The sequence below is a fragment of the Desulfosalsimonas propionicica genome (assembly GCF_013761005.1).
GTDB lineage: Bacteria > Desulfobacterota > Desulfobacteria > Desulfobacterales > Desulfosalsimonadaceae > Desulfosalsimonas > Desulfosalsimonas propionicica.
Genome location: NZ_JACDUS010000001.1, coordinates 314,920 through 332,654 on the forward strand (window position 1 = coordinate 314,920; position 17,735 = coordinate 332,654).

General features: G+C 54.8%; 22 protein-coding genes and 1 tRNA gene. 21 read left to right on the forward strand and 2 right to left on the reverse strand.

Going from position 1 to position 17,735, the window contains the following annotated elements:
• Position 1 precedes the first annotated feature (1 nt).
• The 14 genes from dsrK to HNR65_RS01445 all read left to right on the forward strand — a co-directional run bounded on the left by dsrK (position 2) and on the right by HNR65_RS01445 (position 13,612).
• Positions 2 to 1,630 (forward strand): sulfate reduction electron transfer complex DsrMKJOP subunit DsrK, encoded by a 1,629-nt coding sequence (gene dsrK / locus HNR65_RS01380; protein WP_181549652.1) that lies wholly within the window; start codon positions 2 to 4, stop codon positions 1,628 to 1,630.
• Complete coding sequence (gene dsrJ / locus HNR65_RS01385) at positions 1,623 to 2,021, forward strand: sulfate reduction electron transfer complex DsrMKJOP subunit DsrJ (RefSeq protein ID WP_181549653.1); 399 nt, start codon at positions 1,623 to 1,625, stop codon at positions 2,019 to 2,021. The genes dsrK and dsrJ overlap by 8 nt, the downstream gene beginning before the upstream one ends.
• Entirely contained in the window at positions 2,021 to 2,833 is an 813-nt protein-coding gene (gene dsrO / locus HNR65_RS01390; protein ID WP_181549654.1) for a sulfate reduction electron transfer complex DsrMKJOP subunit DsrO, read from the forward strand. Before dsrJ ends, dsrO begins: the two co-directional genes overlap by 1 nt.
• A 15-nt stretch (positions 2,834 to 2,848) precedes the next feature.
• Positions 2,849 to 4,012, forward strand: coding sequence for a sulfate reduction electron transfer complex DsrMKJOP subunit DsrP (gene dsrP / locus HNR65_RS01395; protein ID WP_181549655.1), 1,164 nt, complete (start codon positions 2,849 to 2,851; stop codon positions 4,010 to 4,012).
• 164 nt (positions 4,013 to 4,176) lie between these two features.
• Positions 4,177 to 4,494, forward strand: a complete 318-nt coding sequence (gene rplU, locus HNR65_RS01400) for a 50S ribosomal protein L21 (protein WP_181549656.1) — start codon at positions 4,177 to 4,179, stop codon at positions 4,492 to 4,494.
• Positions 4,495 to 4,692: 198 nt separating this feature from the next.
• Positions 4,693 to 4,947 (forward strand): 50S ribosomal protein L27, encoded by a 255-nt coding sequence (gene rpmA, locus HNR65_RS01405; RefSeq protein WP_181549657.1) that lies wholly within the window; start codon positions 4,693 to 4,695, stop codon positions 4,945 to 4,947.
• Positions 4,944 to 5,957 carry a GTPase ObgE gene (obgE, locus tag HNR65_RS01410; RefSeq protein WP_181549658.1) on the forward strand — a complete coding sequence of 338 codons (1,014 nt, stop codon included), beginning with the start codon at positions 4,944 to 4,946 and terminating at the stop codon, positions 5,955 to 5,957. The genes rpmA and obgE overlap by 4 nt, the downstream gene beginning before the upstream one ends.
• Positions 5,947 to 7,080 (forward strand): glutamate 5-kinase, encoded by a 1,134-nt coding sequence (proB, locus tag HNR65_RS01415; protein ID WP_181549659.1) that lies wholly within the window; start codon positions 5,947 to 5,949, stop codon positions 7,078 to 7,080. Before obgE ends, proB begins: the two co-directional genes overlap by 11 nt.
• A 37-nt stretch (positions 7,081 to 7,117) precedes the next feature.
• The gene (locus HNR65_RS01420) at positions 7,118 to 8,374 is read left to right on the forward strand and encodes a glutamate-5-semialdehyde dehydrogenase (RefSeq protein WP_181549660.1); all 1,257 of its coding nucleotides are present in this window, start codon (positions 7,118 to 7,120) and stop codon (positions 8,372 to 8,374) included.
• A 7-nt stretch (positions 8,375 to 8,381) separates the two neighbouring features.
• On the forward strand, positions 8,382 to 9,047 hold the full coding sequence (gene nadD / locus HNR65_RS01425) for a nicotinate-nucleotide adenylyltransferase (RefSeq protein ID WP_181549661.1): 666 nt from the start codon (positions 8,382 to 8,384) through the stop codon (positions 9,045 to 9,047).
• Positions 9,044 to 9,445: a ribosome silencing factor gene (gene rsfS, locus HNR65_RS01430; RefSeq protein WP_181549662.1), complete on the forward strand. Its 402-nt coding sequence runs from the start codon at positions 9,044 to 9,046 to the stop codon at positions 9,443 to 9,445. The genes nadD and rsfS overlap by 4 nt, the downstream gene beginning before the upstream one ends.
• Entirely contained in the window at positions 9,429 to 10,988 is a 1,560-nt protein-coding gene (gene gpmI, locus HNR65_RS01435; RefSeq protein WP_232364606.1) for a 2,3-bisphosphoglycerate-independent phosphoglycerate mutase, read from the forward strand. The genes rsfS and gpmI overlap by 17 nt, the downstream gene beginning before the upstream one ends.
• A gap of 27 nt (positions 10,989 to 11,015) precedes the next feature.
• On the forward strand, positions 11,016 to 11,570 hold the full coding sequence (locus HNR65_RS01440) for a type I restriction enzyme HsdR N-terminal domain-containing protein (protein ID WP_181549663.1): 555 nt from the start codon (positions 11,016 to 11,018) through the stop codon (positions 11,568 to 11,570).
• A gap of 17 nt (positions 11,571 to 11,587) precedes the next feature.
• Complete coding sequence (locus HNR65_RS01445) at positions 11,588 to 13,612, forward strand: HEAT repeat domain-containing protein (RefSeq protein ID WP_181549664.1); 2,025 nt, start codon at positions 11,588 to 11,590, stop codon at positions 13,610 to 13,612.
• A 76-nt stretch (positions 13,613 to 13,688) separates the two neighbouring features.
• Here the strand turns inward: HNR65_RS01445 and HNR65_RS01450 are convergent, their stop codons facing one another.
• Positions 13,689 to 14,363: a zinc ribbon domain-containing protein gene (locus tag HNR65_RS01450; RefSeq protein WP_181549665.1), complete on the reverse strand. Its 675-nt coding sequence runs from the start codon at positions 14,361 to 14,363 to the stop codon at positions 13,689 to 13,691.
• Positions 14,364 to 14,401: 38 nt separating this feature from the next.
• On the reverse strand, positions 14,402 to 14,860 hold the full coding sequence (locus HNR65_RS01455) for a hypothetical protein (protein WP_181549666.1): 459 nt from the start codon (positions 14,858 to 14,860) through the stop codon (positions 14,402 to 14,404).
• A gap of 198 nt (positions 14,861 to 15,058) precedes the next feature.
• On the opposite strand from HNR65_RS01455, the gene HNR65_RS01460 reads away from it, so the two are divergent.
• From HNR65_RS01460 to HNR65_RS18240, 7 genes are all read left to right on the forward strand, one after another.
• Positions 15,059 to 15,144: transfer RNA gene (locus HNR65_RS01460), tRNA-Ser, on the forward strand.
• A gap of 165 nt (positions 15,145 to 15,309) precedes the next feature.
• Positions 15,310 to 15,642, forward strand: coding sequence for a MarR family EPS-associated transcriptional regulator (locus tag HNR65_RS01465; protein WP_181549667.1), 333 nt, complete (start codon positions 15,310 to 15,312; stop codon positions 15,640 to 15,642).
• Between the two features lie 134 nt (positions 15,643 to 15,776).
• A complete protein-coding gene (locus HNR65_RS01470) occupies positions 15,777 to 16,046 on the forward strand; it encodes a DUF2442 domain-containing protein (protein WP_181550050.1) in 270 nt (89 codons plus the stop codon).
• A gap of 46 nt (positions 16,047 to 16,092) precedes the next feature.
• A complete protein-coding gene (locus HNR65_RS01475; protein ID WP_181549668.1) occupies positions 16,093 to 16,332 on the forward strand; it encodes a DUF1902 domain-containing protein in 240 nt (79 codons plus the stop codon).
• A 215-nt stretch (positions 16,333 to 16,547) separates the two neighbouring features.
• Positions 16,548 to 16,943, forward strand: coding sequence for a HEPN domain-containing protein (locus HNR65_RS01480; protein WP_181549669.1), 396 nt, complete (start codon positions 16,548 to 16,550; stop codon positions 16,941 to 16,943).
• Complete coding sequence (locus tag HNR65_RS01485; RefSeq protein ID WP_181549670.1) at positions 16,919 to 17,239, forward strand: nucleotidyltransferase domain-containing protein; 321 nt, start codon at positions 16,919 to 16,921, stop codon at positions 17,237 to 17,239. Before HNR65_RS01480 ends, HNR65_RS01485 begins: the two co-directional genes overlap by 25 nt.
• 126 nt (positions 17,240 to 17,365) lie before the next feature.
• Positions 17,366 to 17,695, forward strand: a complete 330-nt coding sequence (locus tag HNR65_RS18240; RefSeq protein WP_181549671.1) for an HD domain-containing protein — start codon at positions 17,366 to 17,368, stop codon at positions 17,693 to 17,695.
• Positions 17,696 to 17,735 lie beyond the last annotated feature (40 nt).

The following is a 17,735-nucleotide window of genomic DNA, read 5'->3' on the forward strand; positions in this document are numbered from 1 at the left end:
TATGGCAGAGACGCCGAAACCCGAAGAACTGTTTCAAAATATTGATCACAGCCTGCCGGATGAGCCGTGGGAAGAGATACCGCCTGATCTTTCCGAAGGCCGGTTCTGCTATCCCACCAAGAAAAAGAATCTGGAATATCTGGACCTGCCCACCACCACCCAGGATGAGTGGTCACCGGCAGACGAGGAATGGCCCATTCCCGATAACTGGAAGGAAATCATTCATGAGGGCTTCAAGGAGCGGCTGGAAAAATACCGCTCCCTGAAAATTTTCATGGATGTCTGTGTCCGGTGCGGGGCGTGTGCAGACAAATGCCATTTTTTCATTGGTACCGGCGATCCCAAAAACATGCCGGTGCTTCGCGCGGAACTGCTTCGCTCCGTGTACCGCAATGACTTTACCACCGCCGGAAAGATTTTAAAAAAGATCAACGGCGGCCGACCCCTGACAAAGCAGGTACTAAAGGAATGGTTTTCCTATTTTTATCAGTGCACGGAATGCCGGCGATGCTCGGTGTACTGCCCCTACGGCATTGACACCGCGGAAGTGACCATGATGGGCCGGGAACTGCTGTCGCTGCTGGGGCTCAACATCAACTGGGTCCTGGAGCCGGTTGCCAACTGCTTTCGTACCGGCAACCACCTGGGAATCCAGCCTCACGCTTTTAAGGATATGGTGGATTTTTTCTGTGACGATATTGAAGAGATCACCGGTGTGCGTATCAACCCCTCGTTTAACCGCAAGGGCGCAGAGATTCTGTTTATTGTCCCTTCCGGCGATGTTTTTGCCGATCCGGGCACCTATACTTTCATGGGATACCTGCTCCTGTTTGAACAACTGGGCCTGGACTACACCCTTTCCACCTATGCCTCCGAGGGCGGCAACTTTGGTCTGTTTACCTCTTCAGAGGTGATGAAACGGTTAAACGCCAAGATGTATGCCGAAGCCAGAAGGCTCGGGGTCAAGTGGATTTTGGGCGGTGAGTGCGGCCATATGTGGCGGGTGATCAACCAGTATATGGACACCATGAACGGACCCGCGGATTTCGGCGAGGTGCCCAAATCCCCGATCACCGGCACGGTGTTTGAAAACGCGGCTTCCACCCGAATGGTTCACATAACCGAGTTTACCGCGGACCTGCTCCGCAACAACAAGCTGAAACTCGATCCATCCAGAAACGACAAACACGTGGTCACTTATCACGATTCCTGCAATCCTTCCCGCGCAATGGGCCTGCTCGATGAACCGCGGTACGTGCTCAACAGCGTCTGCAACCATTTCTACGAAATGCCGGAAAACACCATCCGGGAACAGACGTTCTGCTGCGGCAGCGGCTCGGGATTAAACACCGAAGAGATCATGGAACTGCGCCTGCTCGGCGGCCTTCCCCGCGCAAATGCGGTCAAGCACGTGCATGACACTTTCGGAGTCAATATGCTTTCCTGCATCTGCGCCATTGACCGCGCCGCACTGCCGCCGTTGATGGATTACTGGGTGCCCGGTGTCGGCGTAACCGGCATTCATGAACTGGTGGGCAATGCGCTGGTGATGGAAGGGGAAATCGAGCGGACCATGGACCTGCGCTTCGAACCCCTGAACGAAGAAACGGAGGAAGACGCCGATGAATGATAAGAACAAGATCATCACGGGCTTGGTCATCTTTTTTGTGGTGCTGCTGTTTCCCTTCTGGTTTAACCTGATTTTCGGTGCCGCAGGAGCCGCCACGGCTCCGGAACCTGAATTGACCGATAAAGCCAAGGAAGCGGAAACCTGTATTGCCGAAACCGATCATATGCGCACCGAGCATATGCAGATTCTTGATCAATGGCGAGATACGGTGGTCCGGGACGGCAAGCGGATCTACAAGGCCGAAAACGGCAAGGAGTATGAAGCCAGCCTTTCCAATACCTGCATGGACTGCCACTCCAACAAGGAGGAGTTTTGCGACAGCTGCCATAATTACACCTCGGTGGATCCCTATTGCTGGGATTGTCATACATATCCGGAGGAGACAGAGTAATGGAAAACAGCAGAAGACGCTTTTTGAAAACCGCAGGATTTTCCATACTGGGAGTCGGTGCCGGTTCCATGCTCATCGGTCTTGCGGCCAGACCCGGGATTGCCGCAGGCCCGGGCGCCGCATCCGGGCCGGAGTTCGGCGACCGGCCTGAAGCAAAGCACGCCCGGCGCTGGGGAATGGTGATTGATACGCGCCAACTCGACGCGCGCACCTGCCGGAAAATGGAAGAAGCCTGCCACAGCATCCACAACGTGCCCGACCATATCGGCAAATTCGGCAACAAGAACCATGAGATCAAGTGGATCTGGGACACCGAGTTCAAGCATGCCTTTCCGGGCCAGGAAGCCGAATTTTTGTCTGACAGGCTGGAACACGCACCGGTTCCGGTGTTGTGCAACCATTGCGACAACCCGCCCTGTGTGCGCGCATGCCCCACCAAGGCCACTTTCAAGCGGGAAAAAGACGGCATTGTGCTCATGGATTTCCATCGCTGCATCGGCTGCCGGTTTTGCATGGCCGCCTGCCCGTTCGGCGCCCGCAGCTTTAACTTTCGGGATCCCCGACCGGCCATCAAAGAGGAAAATCCGGATTTTCCAACCCGCATGAAAGGGGTGGTGGAAAAATGCAATTTCTGCGCCGAGCGCCTGGCTGTTGGCAAGATGCCGGCCTGCGTTGAGGCCTCCGGAGGCGCACTGACCTTTGGGGATCTCAATGACCCGGACTCTGACATTCGCAAACTGCTGGCAGATGAGTATGCCATCCGGCGGAAACCGAACCTGGGGACCTTCCCCTCGGTGTTCTATATCGTTTGATCGTATGAGGGAGCTATGCTAGAAAAAGCGCTTAAAGGAAGCAAGACCTACTGGATGTGGCTGCTGGCCCTGGCGGTGGTGATTGCCGTCGGATTTGTGGTATACCTGCGCCAGCTCGAATTCGGCCTGGGCATTACGGGCATGAGCCGGGATGTAACCTGGGGGTTTTACATCGCCCAGTTCACCTTTCTGGTCGGGGTGGCCGCATCGGCGGTGATGCTGGTGCTGCCCTACTACCTGCACGATTACAAGACCTTCGGCAAGATCACGGTGCTTGGCGAGTTTCTGGCCGTGGCCTCTGTGCTCATGTGCATGCTGTTTATCATCGTGGACCTGGGCCAGCCCATGCGGCTTTTAAACGTGATCTTCTATCCCACGCCCAATTCCATGCTGTTTTGGGACATGATCGTCTTAAACGGGTATTTGTTCTTAAATATTGTCATCGGCTGGAACGTGCTGGATGCGGAGCGAAACAACACGGCTCCGGAAAAATGGATCAAACCCCTGATCTATCTTTCCATCCCCTGGGCGGTGAGCATTCACACGGTCACCGCCTTTCTCTACTGCGGCCTTCCCGGAAGGGGCTTCTGGCTGACCGCGGTGCTGGCCCCGCGCTTTCTGGCATCCGCCTTTGCAGCAGGCCCGGCATTTTTGATTCTGCTGAGTTTTATCATTCGCCGGTTTACCAACTTTGACGCCGGCACCCGGGCCCGGCAGACCCTGGCCAAGATCGTGGCCTATGCTGTGCTGGCCAACCTGTTTTTCTTTCTCTGCGAAGTGTTTGTGGCCGTCTACAGTCAGATCCCGGAGCATATGAGCCATCTGCAGTATCTGTTTTTCGGTCTTCACGGTCATGATGCGCTGGTTCCCTGGATGTGGAGTTCCATGGCCCTGATGGTGCTGGCGGTGATTTTTCTGATCATTCCCGCTGCCCGGCAAAATGAAACAACACTGATTTTTTCCTGCGCGTTTGTGTTTGTGGGCACCTGGATTGACAAGGGACTGGGAATGATCTCCGGCGGGTTTGTGCCCAATCCCTTACACGAGGTCAACGAATACATTCCCTCGATTCCCGAAATTGTCATCACCATCGGCGTTTATGCGCTTGGATTTCTGGTGCTGACCCTTCTGTACAAGGTGGTCACCGGCGTCAAAAGGGAAGTGGCCGGCCAGGGATAGTCCGGGCGGCAGTTTTTCAAAAACGATTTTTTCCGGGGTTCACTCATCATAACCCGATGGTGAACCCTTTTTACGTATCTGCCGATCAAATGTTATTGACAAACGGATAAAATTGAGTATAGTGGATAAATTTTGAAAATACGAGTTTCTGGGAGGTTTTAGCCATGTATGCAGTTGTTGCCACAGGGGGCAAGCAATATAAAGTAACAAAAGGCGATGTGTTGCGCATCGAAAAGATCGCCGGGGATGTGGGCGACAGTGTGACCTTTGACAAGATCTTGATGCTGTCAGACGGTGATGCGGTATCCCTTGGTCAGCCGGTGCTGGAAAACGCGTCAGTACAGGCCCGGATCGTGGAACAGGCGCGCTCCAAGAAAATTCTGGTGTTCAAATACAAGCGCCGCAAGCGGTACCGCCTGAAAAAAGGCCACCGCCAGTCCTATACGGCCGTGCAGATCGATGACATCGCAGCAGGTGCGTAACAATTTTGATGGCGTCGTAAAAAGTCAATTTTGGGACGGCAAAGTAAAAAGTTCAAGATCAAGGCGCGCGAATCTCGAGGAATGAGGCGTACTTGTCCGTACGTCGAATGACGAGAGATGAAGCGCAACGCAGATATTGCACTTTTTACGAAGCCGTCAATTTTGTCTGATCCAAATTTTTTATGAGGTATACGGGAAATGGCACACAAAAAAGCGGGCGGAAGCTCTAAAAACGGAAGGGATTCCCAGGGACAGCGCCGGGGAGTCAAGCGTTACGGCGGACAGAAAGTCCGGGCCGGCAATATCCTGGTGCGGCAGCTTGGCACCAAAATTCATCCCGGTGAGAACGTTGGCATGGGAAAGGACTATACCCTGTTTTCCAAGATCGACGGAATGGTGAGTTATGAACGTCTCGGCCGCTCCCGGAAAAAAGTCAGCGTTTATGCAGCGTGAAATTCATCGATGAAGTTGTAATTGACGTGGCCGCCGGCCACGGGGGTCGGGGTTGCGTGAGCTTCCGGCGGGAGAAATATATTCCCAAAGGCGGCCCGGACGGCGGAGACGGCGGCCACGGCGGCAATGTAACAATCCGCACATCGCATCGCCTGCGAACCCTTCACCAGTTCCGTTTCAAACGTCAGTTTCAGGCAGCCAGCGGCGGTCACGGCCAGGGAAGCCAGAAAACCGGCAAAAACGGCCAGGATCTGGTCATTGAAGTGCCGCCCGGCACCGTGATCCGGGACCGGCAAACCGATGAAATCATCCATGACTGCATCACACCCGGGGAAACGTTTGTCGTTGCCAAAGGCGGCCGGGGCGGCCGGGGCAACCGGCGCTTTGCCACCTCCACCAACCGCGCCCCGAGACACGCCCAGCCGGGCGAGCCGGGCGAAACCCGCAGCCTAAAGCTGGATCTCAAGCTCCTTGCCGACATCGGCATTATCGGTTTTCCCAATGCCGGCAAATCAACCCTGATCAGCCGGATCTCTTCTGCACGGCCAAAGGTTGCCGATTACCCGTTTACCACCATCAATCCGGTGCTCGGCGTGGTGAGCCCGGAGACAGGTGAGCCCTTTGTGGTGGCCGACATCCCGGGGTTGATTCAGGGCGCCCACCAGGGAGCGGGCCTGGGCACGCGTTTTTTGCGGCATGTTGAGCGCACCCGGGTGCTGCTGCACCTGGTGGATGCCTCAGAGATTGACGCAGATGATCCCCTTTCCGGATATAAGGCCATCAACAGCGAGCTGGCCGGATTTAACCCGGAGCTGGCGGAAAAAAACCAGGTAGTGGTGCTAAACAAGATGGATCTGCCAGACAGCCAAACCCGGGCTCAAGCCTTTACCCGGGCGGCCGGAAATTTGCCGGTGATCCAAATTTCCGCTGCCACAGGCAAAGGCGTTGCCCAATTGGTCAATAAGCTAAACGAGATTGTCAATTCCGGAAAACACACCAATGGAAATTGACCGCAAAACCTGTTTTGATCAGGCCCGGCGCGTGGTGGTCAAGGTGGGAAGCGGGGTGCTGACCGCAGATGACGGGCTCAACACCGATGTGATTGCCAGCTTGAGCCGCCAGATCTGCCATCTGACCCGAAACGGCCTGGAAATCCTGCTGGTCTCATCCGGGGCCATGGCCTCGGGCCAGAAAAAAATCGGCCTGGACCGGCGGCCCGAGGAAATACCCAAGCGCCAAGCCATGGCGGCCGTGGGCCAGGCCGGACTGATTTTGTGCTATGAAAACGCCTTTGCTTGCTACAACCGGCAGGTGGCCCAGATCCTGCTGACAAGCGATGATCTGTCCGTGAGCCGGCGGCGGTATCTAAACGCCAGAAACACCCTGCACACCCTCATGGCCTGGCACGTGGTGCCCATTATCAACGAAAACGACACCGTGGTGGTCGAGGAGATCAAGTTCGGGGATAATGACAATCTTTCCGCCCTGATCGCCCTGATGATGAATGCCGACATTCTGGTCAACCTCACTGATATTGACGGCCTGTATACCGGCGATCCCCGGACAGATCCTGAAGCCCGCCAGATTCCGGAGGTAGCGCGCATCACCCGGGACCTTGAAAAAACTGCAAGCGGGCTGCCCGGGGTGCTGGGCACAGGCGGGATGCTGTCGAAAATCCGGGCCGCGCGCAAGGTCACGGTGGCGGGCATTCCCATGGTCATTGCCAACGGCCGGGAAGAAGACGTGCTGATCCGGCTCTTTGAGGGCCGGGCGCGGGGCACCTTTTTTGGGCCCGCACACGGGCGGATTCCCAACCGGAAATCCTGGATCGGGTTTGCCTTAAAACCCAGGGGCGAGGTAATCATTGACCAGGGCGCGGCCCGGGCCATCCTGGAGAAGGGAAAAAGCCTGCTTTCCGGGGGCATCCGGGATGTGACCGGTGATTTCGGCGCGGGCTCGCCGGTGCATATCGTGGACCCTGACGGCCGGCATCTGGCAGCGGGCCTGGTCAACTACAGCGCAACCGAGATCCGCCGGATCATGGGCTGCCAGTCGTGCCAAATCAGCGAGAAGCTGGGGCATAAATCCTATGACGAGGTCATCCACAGAAACAACATGACCCTTCTGGGGTAAGAAAAGGGCTGAAAAACACCAGAAAAGGACGGGTGCCATGAATATTGAAACCACAGTGGCGGAAATGGCAAAAGCAGCCGGCCGGGCCGCCAGGGCCCTGGCCCGGTGCTCATCCGAAGAGAAAAACAGCGCTTTAAACCGCATTGCCGAAAAACTCATTGAAAATAAGGCCGAAATTCAGGCCCAAAACGCCAAAGATGTGGATGCGGCCAAAAACCAGGGATTGTCTGCGGCCATGATCGACCGGCTGACCATTACAGACAAGGTGCTTTCAACCATGGCCGACGGATTAAGGGAGGTGGCTGCCCTGGAAGACCCGGTGGGTTCCATGGACGGGACCTGGGTACGGCCAAACGGCCTGGCGGTCAGCCGCATGCGCATTCCTTTAGGAGTGATCGGCATTATCTACGAATCCCGGCCCAACGTAACCATTGACGCGGCCGGGCTTTGCATCAAGTCCGGAAATGCGGTGATTTTGCGGGGGGGATCAGAGTCCCTGCACTCCAACCAGATCCTGGCTGAAACCGTGGCCGAGGGCCTTGCCGAATCCGGCCTGCCGGAAACTGCGGTCAGCCTTATTCCCGTGCGGGAGCGCGAAGCGGTAAACGCCCTTTTGAACCAGGACGCGCATGTGGATCTCATCATCCCCCGGGGCGGCGAGGGACTGATCCGGTTTGTGGCGGAAAACTCGAAAATTCCCGTGCTCAAGCATTACAAGGGGGTTTGCCACGTTTACGTGGACGCTTCAGCCGAAACCGGGATGGCCATGGAGATCTGCATGAATGCAAAGGTCCAGCGCCCGGGGGTGTGCAATGCCATGGAAACCCTGCTGGTGCACCAGGATGCGGCGCAAACCTTTCTGCCGGAAATGGCCCGGCAGTTTGGCCGGGCCGGCGTGGAACTGCGGGGGTGTAAAAAAACCCGCCAAATTCTGCCCGATATCATCCCGGCCACGGAAGCCGACTGGCCGGAGGAATACCTGGATCTGATTTTGGCCGTGAAAACCGTTGCATCCATGGACGAAGCCCTGGCCCATATTGCCGCCTACAGCTCTCAGCACACAGAAGCCATTGTCACGAGCCATTATCAGCGCGCCCACCGGTTTCTGCAGGAGGCCGACTCGTCTGTGGTATTGGTCAATGCCTCCACCCGGTTTAACGACGGCGGCCAGCTCGGCCTGGGCGCGGAAATGGGCATCAGCACCTCCAAGCTGCATGCCTTCGGCCCCATGGGCCTTCGGGAACTGACCACCACCAAGTTCGTGGTTCTGGGAACCGGCCAGATCCGGACATAATTCAGGTATGGATCCCATGCAAATCAAGGCCGGGCTTTTCGGTGGAACGTTTAATCCTGTGCATCTGGCCCATCTGCGCATGGCCGAGGAGGTGCGCGAGGCCTTTGGACTGGACAAAATCTATTTTATTCCCGCAGCCAATCCGCCCCACAAGACCGACAAAGACCTGGCCCCGGCCAAAGACCGCTATGAAATGCTGCAGGCCGCCATTTCCGGAAATCCCGGTTTTGAAATCTCTGATGCAGAGCTGCGGCGGCCGGGCCGATCCTATACCATTGACACGGTAAGCCAGGTCTCAGCCGTGCTGCCCCGGGGCGCCCGCTGCTTTTTGATCATGGGCCTGGACGCGTTTGCCGAAATTGACACCTGGAAGGATTTTCATCGCCTGTTTGACACCATTGAAGTGATCGTGATTTCCCGTCCGGCACCCGCGGATCCAAAGAAAAAAATGGCAGAGATGATTTTTGACCGTATATCTGCCGGCTATGAATATGACCCTGCGGCCCGACGGTTTTACCACCCGGAAAAACAGACGGTTTACTGGTTTGAGGCAACGGCACTGGATATTTCCGCCAGCCGGATCCGTTTTCTGGCTGCACAGGGAAAATCCATCCGCTACCTTGTGCCTGAGGCGGCAGAGGGCTATATTTACAAAAAGGGGTTGTATAAATGACAGAGGCAAAAACCGAACCGGATTTAAAGCCGTTTGTGCAAGCCATCCTGGGCCGCAAGGCAATGGATCTGGTGGCTTTGGATGTTGCCCGGGTCACGGACGTGGCAGATGTGTTTATGATCTGCAGCGGCCGGTCCAGCCGGCAGGTATCCGCCATTGCCGAGTATGTGGAATCCGAGCTCAAAAAAGCCGGAATCCGGCCATTGAGCGTTGAAGGGGTCAAGGACGGCCAGTGGGCACTGATTGATTACGGCTACGTGATCGTCCATATTTTTTATGATCCGGTGCGGCGGTTTTACGATCTGGAAAGCCTGTGGGCCGATGCCCGGCGCATTGACTTGTCTGCATATCCCCAATTTCAACAAACGGCTGAAGAAAGCGATGACAGCGATGAATGATTTTCCCAAAAACCGATGCCTGCTTTTGATCTTAGACGGATGGGGCCTTGGTCCGGCAGGGCCGGACAATGCATTGTCTGTTGCCAATACGCCGTTTCTCGACCGCCTCATGGAAACCTGCCCGCATACGTATCTGGAATGCACAGGCCCGGCTGTGGGCCTTCCGGAAGGGGTCATGGGAAACTCCGAGGTGGGGCATTTAAACATCGGCGCCGGCCGGGTGGTCTACCAGGTGCTGCTGCGCATTGATCTGGCCATCAGGGACGGCTCCTTTTTTGAAAACCCGGCCCTGGCCGAAATAATGCAAACCGTGCGGGATAAGGGCTCAGCCCTTCATCTCATGGGCCTTGCCTCGGATGCCGGGGTCCACAGCCAGCTGGCCCATTTGTTTGCCCTGGTGGAAATGGCCGGGCGCTACGGGCTTGAGAGAGTCTATATTCATCCGATTTTAGACGGCAGAGACACCCCGCCGGACAGCGGGGTGGGATATGTGGGCCGGATTCAGGAAAAACTGGAAAATCACCCGTATGCCAAGATCGCCACTTTGTGCGGCCGGTATTATGCCATGGACCGCGACACCCGCTGGGACCGCACGCGCATGGCCTATGAGCTCTATACCCTGGGGCAGGGAGAGCCGGAAACCGACCCGGTGCGCGCTGCAAAAAACGCCTACGCCAGGGGGGAAACAGACGAGTTTGTCAAGCCCGTGGTCATCACCGACGGCCAGGGCGGCCCAATGGGCACGGTGGCTGATGACGACGGCATCATTTTCTACAACTTCCGCCCGGACCGGGCCCGGCAGATCACCCGGGCGTTTACCGAAGAGCCTTTTGAGCCTTTTGAGCGCACAAAGCAGCCCAAATTGTCCGGCTATGTCACCATGACCCAGTTTGATGAATCCTTTGACCTGCCCGTGGCATTCGGCCCGGTTCACCTGACAAACATCGTGGGCGAGGTGATCAGCAAAAACGGTCTGCACCAGCTGCGCATGGCAGAAACCGAGAAATACGCCCATGTGACCTATTTTTTCAACGGCGGGGAGGAGACCCCGTTTGAAAACGAGGACAGAAAACTGATCCCCTCTCCCCGGCAGGTGCGCACCTATGATGAAAAACCGGAAATGAGCGCCTATGAGGTGGCTGAAGAAGCCGTGGCCCGGCTTGATTCGGAAAAATACGACCTGATCGTGATCAATTTTGCCAACATGGACATGGTGGGCCATACCGGGGTCATGGAGGCGGCTGTAAAGGCGGCCGAGGCCGTGGATGCGTGCGCAAACAAGGTGGTCACATGCGCCCGCGAGCACGGGTACATATCCCTGGTGACCGCTGATCACGGCAATTCGGACCAGCTCCGGGAGCCTGACGGCTCCCCCCATACCGCCCATACCATGAACCCGGTCCCGTTTGTGCTCTGCGGACAAGGGCTTTCCGGGACAAATCTGCAGCACGGTGTGCTTGGCGATATTGGCCCGACCATCTTCTATCTCATGGGCATTGACCAGCCCGAAGAGATGACCGGAAAAAATATGATCCAAACCTGAAATGCCAAAGCAATGCAGGCCAGACCCATGGAAACCAGTAAAGACGTTGAGACCATAACCGATTATTTGACCGGAAAAACTCTTGCCAACGTGGGCGCCGAGGCCAACCGCCAGGCTGTGGAGCGCCTGCTGGTGGAACAGAAAGGATTTTCGCCAAAAGACATTGCCGTAAACCTCCCGCTTCGGTTTACTGCCGCCGGCCATCCATATGAAACCGCCCTGGACCTGGTGGTGTTTGTGGAAACCCGGCCGTTTATGGTGATCAAGTGCGCGGCCGGGTCCCTGGATTCAAGACAAAAAGAGGTGGTGGCTGCAGCCCGGATTCTTTCGCCGGAAAACATCGTGCCCTATGCGGCCGCATCTGACGGCCGGACCGCCCTGGTTTATGACGCGGTTTCCGGAAAACAGATTGGAGAAGGAGCAGACGCCCTGCCGGATGCCCAAAGCGCTGCGCGCCTGCTGCAGGAAAACCCGCCGGTGGTACTGCCGGAAAAGCGCCGGGAAAAAGAATACCTGATTTTCCGGTCCTATGACATGATGAATGTCAATGTCTGCAGACCGGTTCAGGAGGAATCCGGCTGATGCCGGAAGGGGGGGTTGTGAAAAAAACCGGTGTTGATTTTTTGTTTGTGTTAAATGCCGCCATTACCAATATCCGGCTGTATCCGCCCACAAGTGAAATCATCCAGACCTCTGTTGCACGAATGGAAACCGCTTTAAAAGAGGTGCTGGCAGACGGCGAGGCCCTGGAATTTGCCGAATCCGAGAAGAACCTGCTGGCTGCCGGTCAGCCCCTGCCGGAAAAACAGCAGCAGCGGCCCCAGATTCGCTCCTTTTTGTCAATGATGCTGGATTTTGGCATCAAGAGCATCACTTTTTTCCCGGGTATTACCGGCCCGGAAATTTCCCAATTTCTGCAGGTGATGGGAAAATCCGCCCAGGAGATCCAAAATGCGGGCGGCCCGGGTCAACTGCTGGAAAAGGCCGGCGTATCCCACATTGCCATTGACGAAAAAATATACGTGGAAAAAGATGCTGACCACCGGATTGTATCGGGGCTGGAGATCAGTGATACGGATTTTGTCCGGTACCTGCTGGGCGAAGAAGGCGCCGTGGATCAGCAAACCATTGACCAGGTCCGGGAGATGGCTGCTGATCCGGACTGGTTTGCCCGGGTGTTTGAAACCGGGGCCCGCTATCTGCTTGAGCAGCACGCGGATGCAACCCGGGCCGAGCAGACCCGGCTGGCCGGCCGCATGCTCGATTCTCTGGCAGGGCTTTCAGATGCCGACACGGAGCAGATTCTAAAATCCATTTCAGAAGCCTTTGACCAAACCCATCAGGACGTGGGCGCAGCAGATCCGGCAGACACCATCGGCAAACTGCTGGACCAGTACAAGCAGGCGGAAGCGCCGCCCGCTTCCCCGGGCCGCCCAAAGACCGTCAAGGAGGCCCTGTCCCGGATTTTAAAAGGCGATCATTCATCGTTTCTGGATCAAAAAACCGCAGACGTGCTGCCCAAGGCCGCCGTGCAGATGGCCCGGCAGGAAAAACAGGATATGCTGGCGGCCCTGACCGGGCAGATGGGAAAAGCCCTGCGCGATGACTCCCCCGAGGTGCGCTGCGCCGTGGCACGGATCATGGCCGAAACCGATGAGCAGATGGAGGCCGCAGAGCGGCTGGATGAGCGCATTGCCATGTCCAAAAAACTCGTTGAGTGGATCAAGACCGAAGACCGCATTTCAGAAGAATATGAGCAGGTGACCCGCAGGCTGGAAAATCTGGCTGAAACCATCATCACCCAAAAGGATGCGGCAGCGGATGCCGAACATATTCTCGAGGCCTACTCCCTGATCCGCGACGGCCGGCTTTCCAAGCCGGAAGCCATCCAGGCCCTGGCCGCAAACATGCTCCAGCATCTTTCCACGGACCAGATTCTGGAGATGGTGCTCAGCAAGACGGGAAACACATCAGACACGGGGAAGGAAGACATCCGCACCCTGGTGATCCTGGGCTCGACCACCATTGAACGCCTGCTTGACCGGCTGCGCGACAGCCACAGCATGGCCGAGCGCAACCGGATCGTTCAGGCCGTCTCCCGAATGGGCAATGCCGCTGTTCAGCCGGTGGCAGACAGGCTCGCTCAGGGAGGCCCGTGGTTTTACATCCGGAACCTGGCCCTGCTGCTGGGCCGCATCGGCGGGCCGGAGCAGCTGAGCCTGCTTGAGCCCCTGCTCACATACCCGGATTACCGGGTGCAGCTCGAGGCGGTCAAAAGTATTCAGGCCATTGACGGAGACAAGGCCGGGGATATGCTGCAAAAGCACATTCCGGTGGTTGAGCCCCAGCTGGCCGGTCATATTGTCTCGGTCCTGGGCGCCATTCGATATCAGCCCGCAGCGCCGTATCTGATCAACCTGCTGGAATCCAAATCCTTTTGGCAGAACAAGGCAGTGCGTGATGAAATCCGGACAAAGGCCTGCGAGGCCCTGGGCCGGATGCAGGCGAAAGAGGCGGTTTCCGCCCTGGAGAAAGTCGTGCGCACCCGGGGGTTTTTCAGCGGATATCCGGAAAACATCCGGGCAGCAGCGGCAAAAGCCCTGTCCCAGATCAAGCGGGATTAAAAAAAGCCATTGCAAAAAAATGGCCCGAAACTGCATTGTGCAGTTCCGGGCCTTAAGATCGGGTCAATGCGGGGGGTTACACCCCGGCCACATCCTTGCCGCAGTGCTTGCAGACTTTTGCGCGTTTTTTGATGATTTCCGCGCAAAACGGACACTCCCGGGTAAAGTGGCGTTCATGGATTTTGGAAATGGCCTCGTTGCTTTTCTCCTGGAGCAGCTCATTGCCGAAGCGCCGGTTGTTGAGCACTTCCAGGGCTTCCAGGCCCGCGATGTCCCCTGCCATTTCAGCAGCCTTGATCCGCACCCGGGCCGGTTCGGACGGATCGAGCAGCATCTGCACGCAGGTCACCGAATCATTGGACACATAACATTCAGACAGGATGGAAAAGCCCTTTTTAATGGATTCCTTGAGCCTTTCCTCTGCGGCCACCACCTCGTCATCCACAATCTGGCCCTGGCCCCCGATGGAGCTGAAAACCGGCATCACCTCGAAATTGCTGCCGTGGGGGCTTTTGATGCAGCGGTAGGATGCCCGCTGGGCATAGTTTTCCCACATGTTCTCCCAGCCCTCGACAAACAGCGGGCATTCGTCGTTGAAGCACACATACATGTAAGGCGAGTCCCAGCCCAGCCCGTCGCCAACGGCAATGGGCGGGATTTCCCATATGCTCATTTCCTGGCCGCAGTGGGGACACGCAGGCTTTTCCTGCTCCATGATCTTTTCAAATACCTGTTCCTTGGTTTCAAACATTTTTCTGATCTCCTTCTATGTTGGAAAATCCCGGGAAATCATTTATCTTCCAGGGATTCGTCGGATGCGTCATCCAGGGGCTCTTCCGCGGGGGGTTGCTTTTCCGGTGCCTGGTCAGCCGGGGCTTCGTCATCGAGCAGATCCTCAATTTCCACAGAGTCCTCTTCTTCGGTTTCAACATCTTCTTCCTGGCGCTGAAACAGCTCCACGTCATCAAACACCAGTTCCACAGGGTCGCCGGGTGCATCTTTTTGCTGGTAAAGATCAACCACCGTATCAGCGATTTTTTCAATGTAATCCGAAATCGGATACAAATTGGGCGTGCGCAGGGTATCGATCAAAGATTTTCGGCCTTCGTCCACGGCCGTTTGAATCTGGTCCGGGTCATAAGACTCCTCGCAGACCAGGGAAAACATGTCCTTGCTGAGCTCGGCATATTCCTGGATGGTCAATCCGCCGGTTTTGCTGTCTTTTGAAATTGCGTATTTCTGTTTCATTTAAACGGCTCCTGAAGAACTTGTGCTGTATGGTCAGACATTTATAAATAAAATCCAAAATCCGGAAAATCCCAATGAAACCCTATAATAAGGCATATATAGCTCCTGTCAATACACAACACGCACCCCGGCTGCCAAAACCCCAAAAAAGCATTGACCCGGGGATTTGCGCTCTGATAGAAAAGATCTGTTCAAGCCGGAGGGATGGCCGAGTGGTTTAAGGCGGCGGCCTTGAAAGCCGTTGAGCGAAAGCTCCGTGGGTTCGAATCCTACTCCCTCCGCCAGTCAAACCCCACGCCCGGTCAAACGACCGGGCTTTTCCCCCAACCCCTTAAAACTTAAAACTTTCCTTGACACCCTCCCCGCCATGGGCTACGAATAATTGTTCAATTTTAAACATTCATCAGGAAGCCTTTCTGCCCCTGAAAGGGACGGAGTCCGTCTTTGCCATGAACGAATCCACCCAATTCCGTATCTTAAAATACATCCATGACAATCCCCGGGTCACCCAGCGGGAACTGGCCGGGATTACGGGCGCATCCCTGGGCAAGGTCAACTACTGCCTCCGGGCCCTGGCCGACAGGGGCCTGGTCAAGATTTCCAACTTCAAAAAATCCCAGAACCGCCGCGCCTACATCTACAAGCTCACACCCCGGGGCATTGATGAAAAAATCCGCCTCACCTCCCGGTTCCTGCAGATCAAGATAAAGGAATACGAGGCCCTCAAAGCCGAAATCCAGGATCTCCAGGAAGAACTCGAATACGCGCATAACAAAGACTGATGGTTCCGTAAAAAGTCATAAAACTGCTTTAGTCGCTAACCAATAAAAAAATAACCTGTTGATTTTACTTAACACTTAATCACTTAAAACTTAACACTGGCTGTAAAAAAGACTTTTTACAGGCGCACCATAAAATAGAGGTGACATTTGAAGATTGCGTCACAGGGATTGTGGATTTTTCCAAGTATTTAAACCAAGGGAGTGTTTTTGAAAAATTTAATTGCATAGAATTTTTCAAAAATTTCAGCATAAATAAAGAACTCGGGGTACTGACGTGGGGGGATGACGAAGTGGATATTGCCCCGGAAACACTTTATGCTGACGCTACGAATGCTCCTTTGCCAGATTGGATGACGCTGCGACAGGAATCTTTGGCGAACCTGTCGTTTCAGCCGACTTCGTAAACTCGGTAGCTGAACTTTCTGATACCAAGCGGTCAGGAGATGAGAAATGAATACAAAACCTTTATTTGTAAGGGCTGAATGGGACCATGAGGCATTGGTCTGGGTTGCCACCAGCGATGATGTCCCTGGCCTTGCCACTGAATCAGATAACCTGGAAAATCTGGTACATAAGCTCAAGATTGTCATCCCGGAACTGCTTGAGGCCAACGGAATGGATATGTCCGAGGGAGCTCCCTTTGAACTGTTGAGCAGAAGATTTGAAGTTGCTGAGAGGGCTGCTGTCTGATGGCCGACTTTACAAAGGATCTCAAAAAATATCTGAGTGAAGCCGGGTGCACTTTTGAAAGGCAGGGAAAAGGCGATCATGGGTATGGTACAGCCCAATAACAGCAATCAGGTTTGTGGTGGACAAGGGTGAAGTTAAAAGGGCCAAGGATCAAGGGCCAAGGATCAAGAACCCTTGTCCCCTGTTTCCTATCCCTCGGCCCTACGGGAGAAATTATGAGACCTGACATAGACAAGCTTATACACTTTTGGGCATTCGAGGCAGAAGAAGCCTTGAAGGTTGCCGGGCATTTGATTGAAAAAGAAGATTTTTCTTACGCCTTGTTTTTTGGCCATTTGGCCTTGGAAAAGATGCTTAAAGCGCTGTGTGTTAAGGAACAGCGGGACCATGCGCCTCCAATCCATAACCTGGTCAGGCTCGCGAAAACTGCTGGTATTGAACTTGATGAACAGGCGGAAAGTGACCTTGTGACCATAACCGCTTTTAATATAGAATCCAGGTATCCTGATTTTAAAAGCTCTTTTCGTAAAAAATGTACTCAACAGTTCACAACCAAACAAATGGCAATAATAAGGAGGTATTTCAAGTGGCTGAAGTCCCAGTTGAAATAGAAAATATTCTACGAAAATATATTGCCCGGGTTAAACAGCGGAAACAAGTTTCCAAAGCTTATTTGTATGGCTCTTATGCCAAAGGCAGTGCCGGAAGATGGAGTGATATTGATATAGCGATCATTAGTCCCGACTTTTCCCATGATCTTTTTGATGAACGGGTTTTTTTAATGAAAGAGGCCTTAAGGCTTGATGATCGCATAGAGCCAAGTCCGTTCAGGCCTGAAGACTTTACCCTTGACAATCCATTGGTAAATGAAATCAGCTCTTCAGGTATTGAGATTAGCACTGACTAAAGGACCCTTTACCCTTGTCCCTCGGCCCTTTACACTTTCCCCTCCAAAAAAATGGATACATTAAAACATTGGTTTGATACATACACGCACGGGTTTGATTCCGACGATCCCATGGTCCAGGAAGGCATGGACTTAAAACGTGATCACACACTGCGTGTCTGCGAAAATATTCTGGATATCGGCCGCAGCCTGGGACTATGCGCAATTGACCTGCACCTCGCAGAGACAATCGCACTGCTCCACGATATTGGGAGATTCGAGCAGTACCGGCGATACAAAACCTTTTTGGATCATCAGCCAGAAGACCACGCTGCCCTCGGCATAACCATTATCCATAACCAGAAACTTCTCTCCGCCTTTGACCCCGAAACCGCAGAAATTATTCTCCACGCGGTAAAATACCATAACCGTTTCGCCCTCCCGAAAGAAACAAATAGACGCCCCTGTTTTTCTTGAAAATGATCCGGGATGCGGACAAAGCCGATATCCTGCGCGT

Bases quoted from the DNA above. Each gene is read 5' to 3' on its own strand.
- proB (WP_181549659.1), top strand. From the start codon at position 5,947: ATGGAAATTGACCGCAAAACCTGTTTTGATCAGGCCCGGCGCGTGGTG.
- HNR65_RS01475 (WP_181549668.1), top strand. From the start codon at position 16,093: ATGAATACAAAACCTTTATTTGTAAGGGCTGAATGGGACCATGAGGCA.
- gpmI (WP_232364606.1), top strand. From the start codon at position 9,429: ATGACAGCGATGAATGATTTTCCCAAAAACCGATGCCTGCTTTTGATC.
- HNR65_RS01455 (WP_181549666.1), bottom strand. From the start codon at position 14,860: ATGAAACAGAAATACGCAATTTCAAAAGACAGCAAAACCGGCGGATTG.
- HNR65_RS01420 (WP_181549660.1), top strand. From the start codon at position 7,118: ATGAATATTGAAACCACAGTGGCGGAAATGGCAAAAGCAGCCGGCCGG.
- HNR65_RS01440 (WP_181549663.1), top strand. From the start codon at position 11,016: ATGGAAACCAGTAAAGACGTTGAGACCATAACCGATTATTTGACCGGA.
- rpmA (WP_181549657.1), top strand. From the start codon at position 4,693: ATGGCACACAAAAAAGCGGGCGGAAGCTCTAAAAACGGAAGGGATTCC.
- HNR65_RS01480 (WP_181549669.1), top strand. From the start codon at position 16,548: ATGAGACCTGACATAGACAAGCTTATACACTTTTGGGCATTCGAGGCA.
- HNR65_RS01465 (WP_181549667.1), top strand. From the start codon at position 15,310: ATGAACGAATCCACCCAATTCCGTATCTTAAAATACATCCATGACAAT.
- nadD (WP_181549661.1), top strand. From the start codon at position 8,382: ATGGATCCCATGCAAATCAAGGCCGGGCTTTTCGGTGGAACGTTTAAT.
- rsfS (WP_181549662.1), top strand. From the start codon at position 9,044: ATGACAGAGGCAAAAACCGAACCGGATTTAAAGCCGTTTGTGCAAGCC.
- HNR65_RS18240 (WP_181549671.1), top strand. From the start codon at position 17,366: ATGGACTTAAAACGTGATCACACACTGCGTGTCTGCGAAAATATTCTG.
- dsrP (WP_181549655.1), top strand. From the start codon at position 2,849: ATGCTAGAAAAAGCGCTTAAAGGAAGCAAGACCTACTGGATGTGGCTG.
- rplU (WP_181549656.1), top strand. From the start codon at position 4,177: ATGTATGCAGTTGTTGCCACAGGGGGCAAGCAATATAAAGTAACAAAA.
- dsrJ (WP_181549653.1), top strand. From the start codon at position 1,623: ATGAATGATAAGAACAAGATCATCACGGGCTTGGTCATCTTTTTTGTG.
- dsrK (WP_181549652.1), top strand. From the start codon at position 2: ATGGCAGAGACGCCGAAACCCGAAGAACTGTTTCAAAATATTGATCAC.
- dsrO (WP_181549654.1), top strand. From the start codon at position 2,021: ATGGAAAACAGCAGAAGACGCTTTTTGAAAACCGCAGGATTTTCCATA.
- HNR65_RS01450 (WP_181549665.1), bottom strand. From the start codon at position 14,363: ATGTTTGAAACCAAGGAACAGGTATTTGAAAAGATCATGGAGCAGGAA.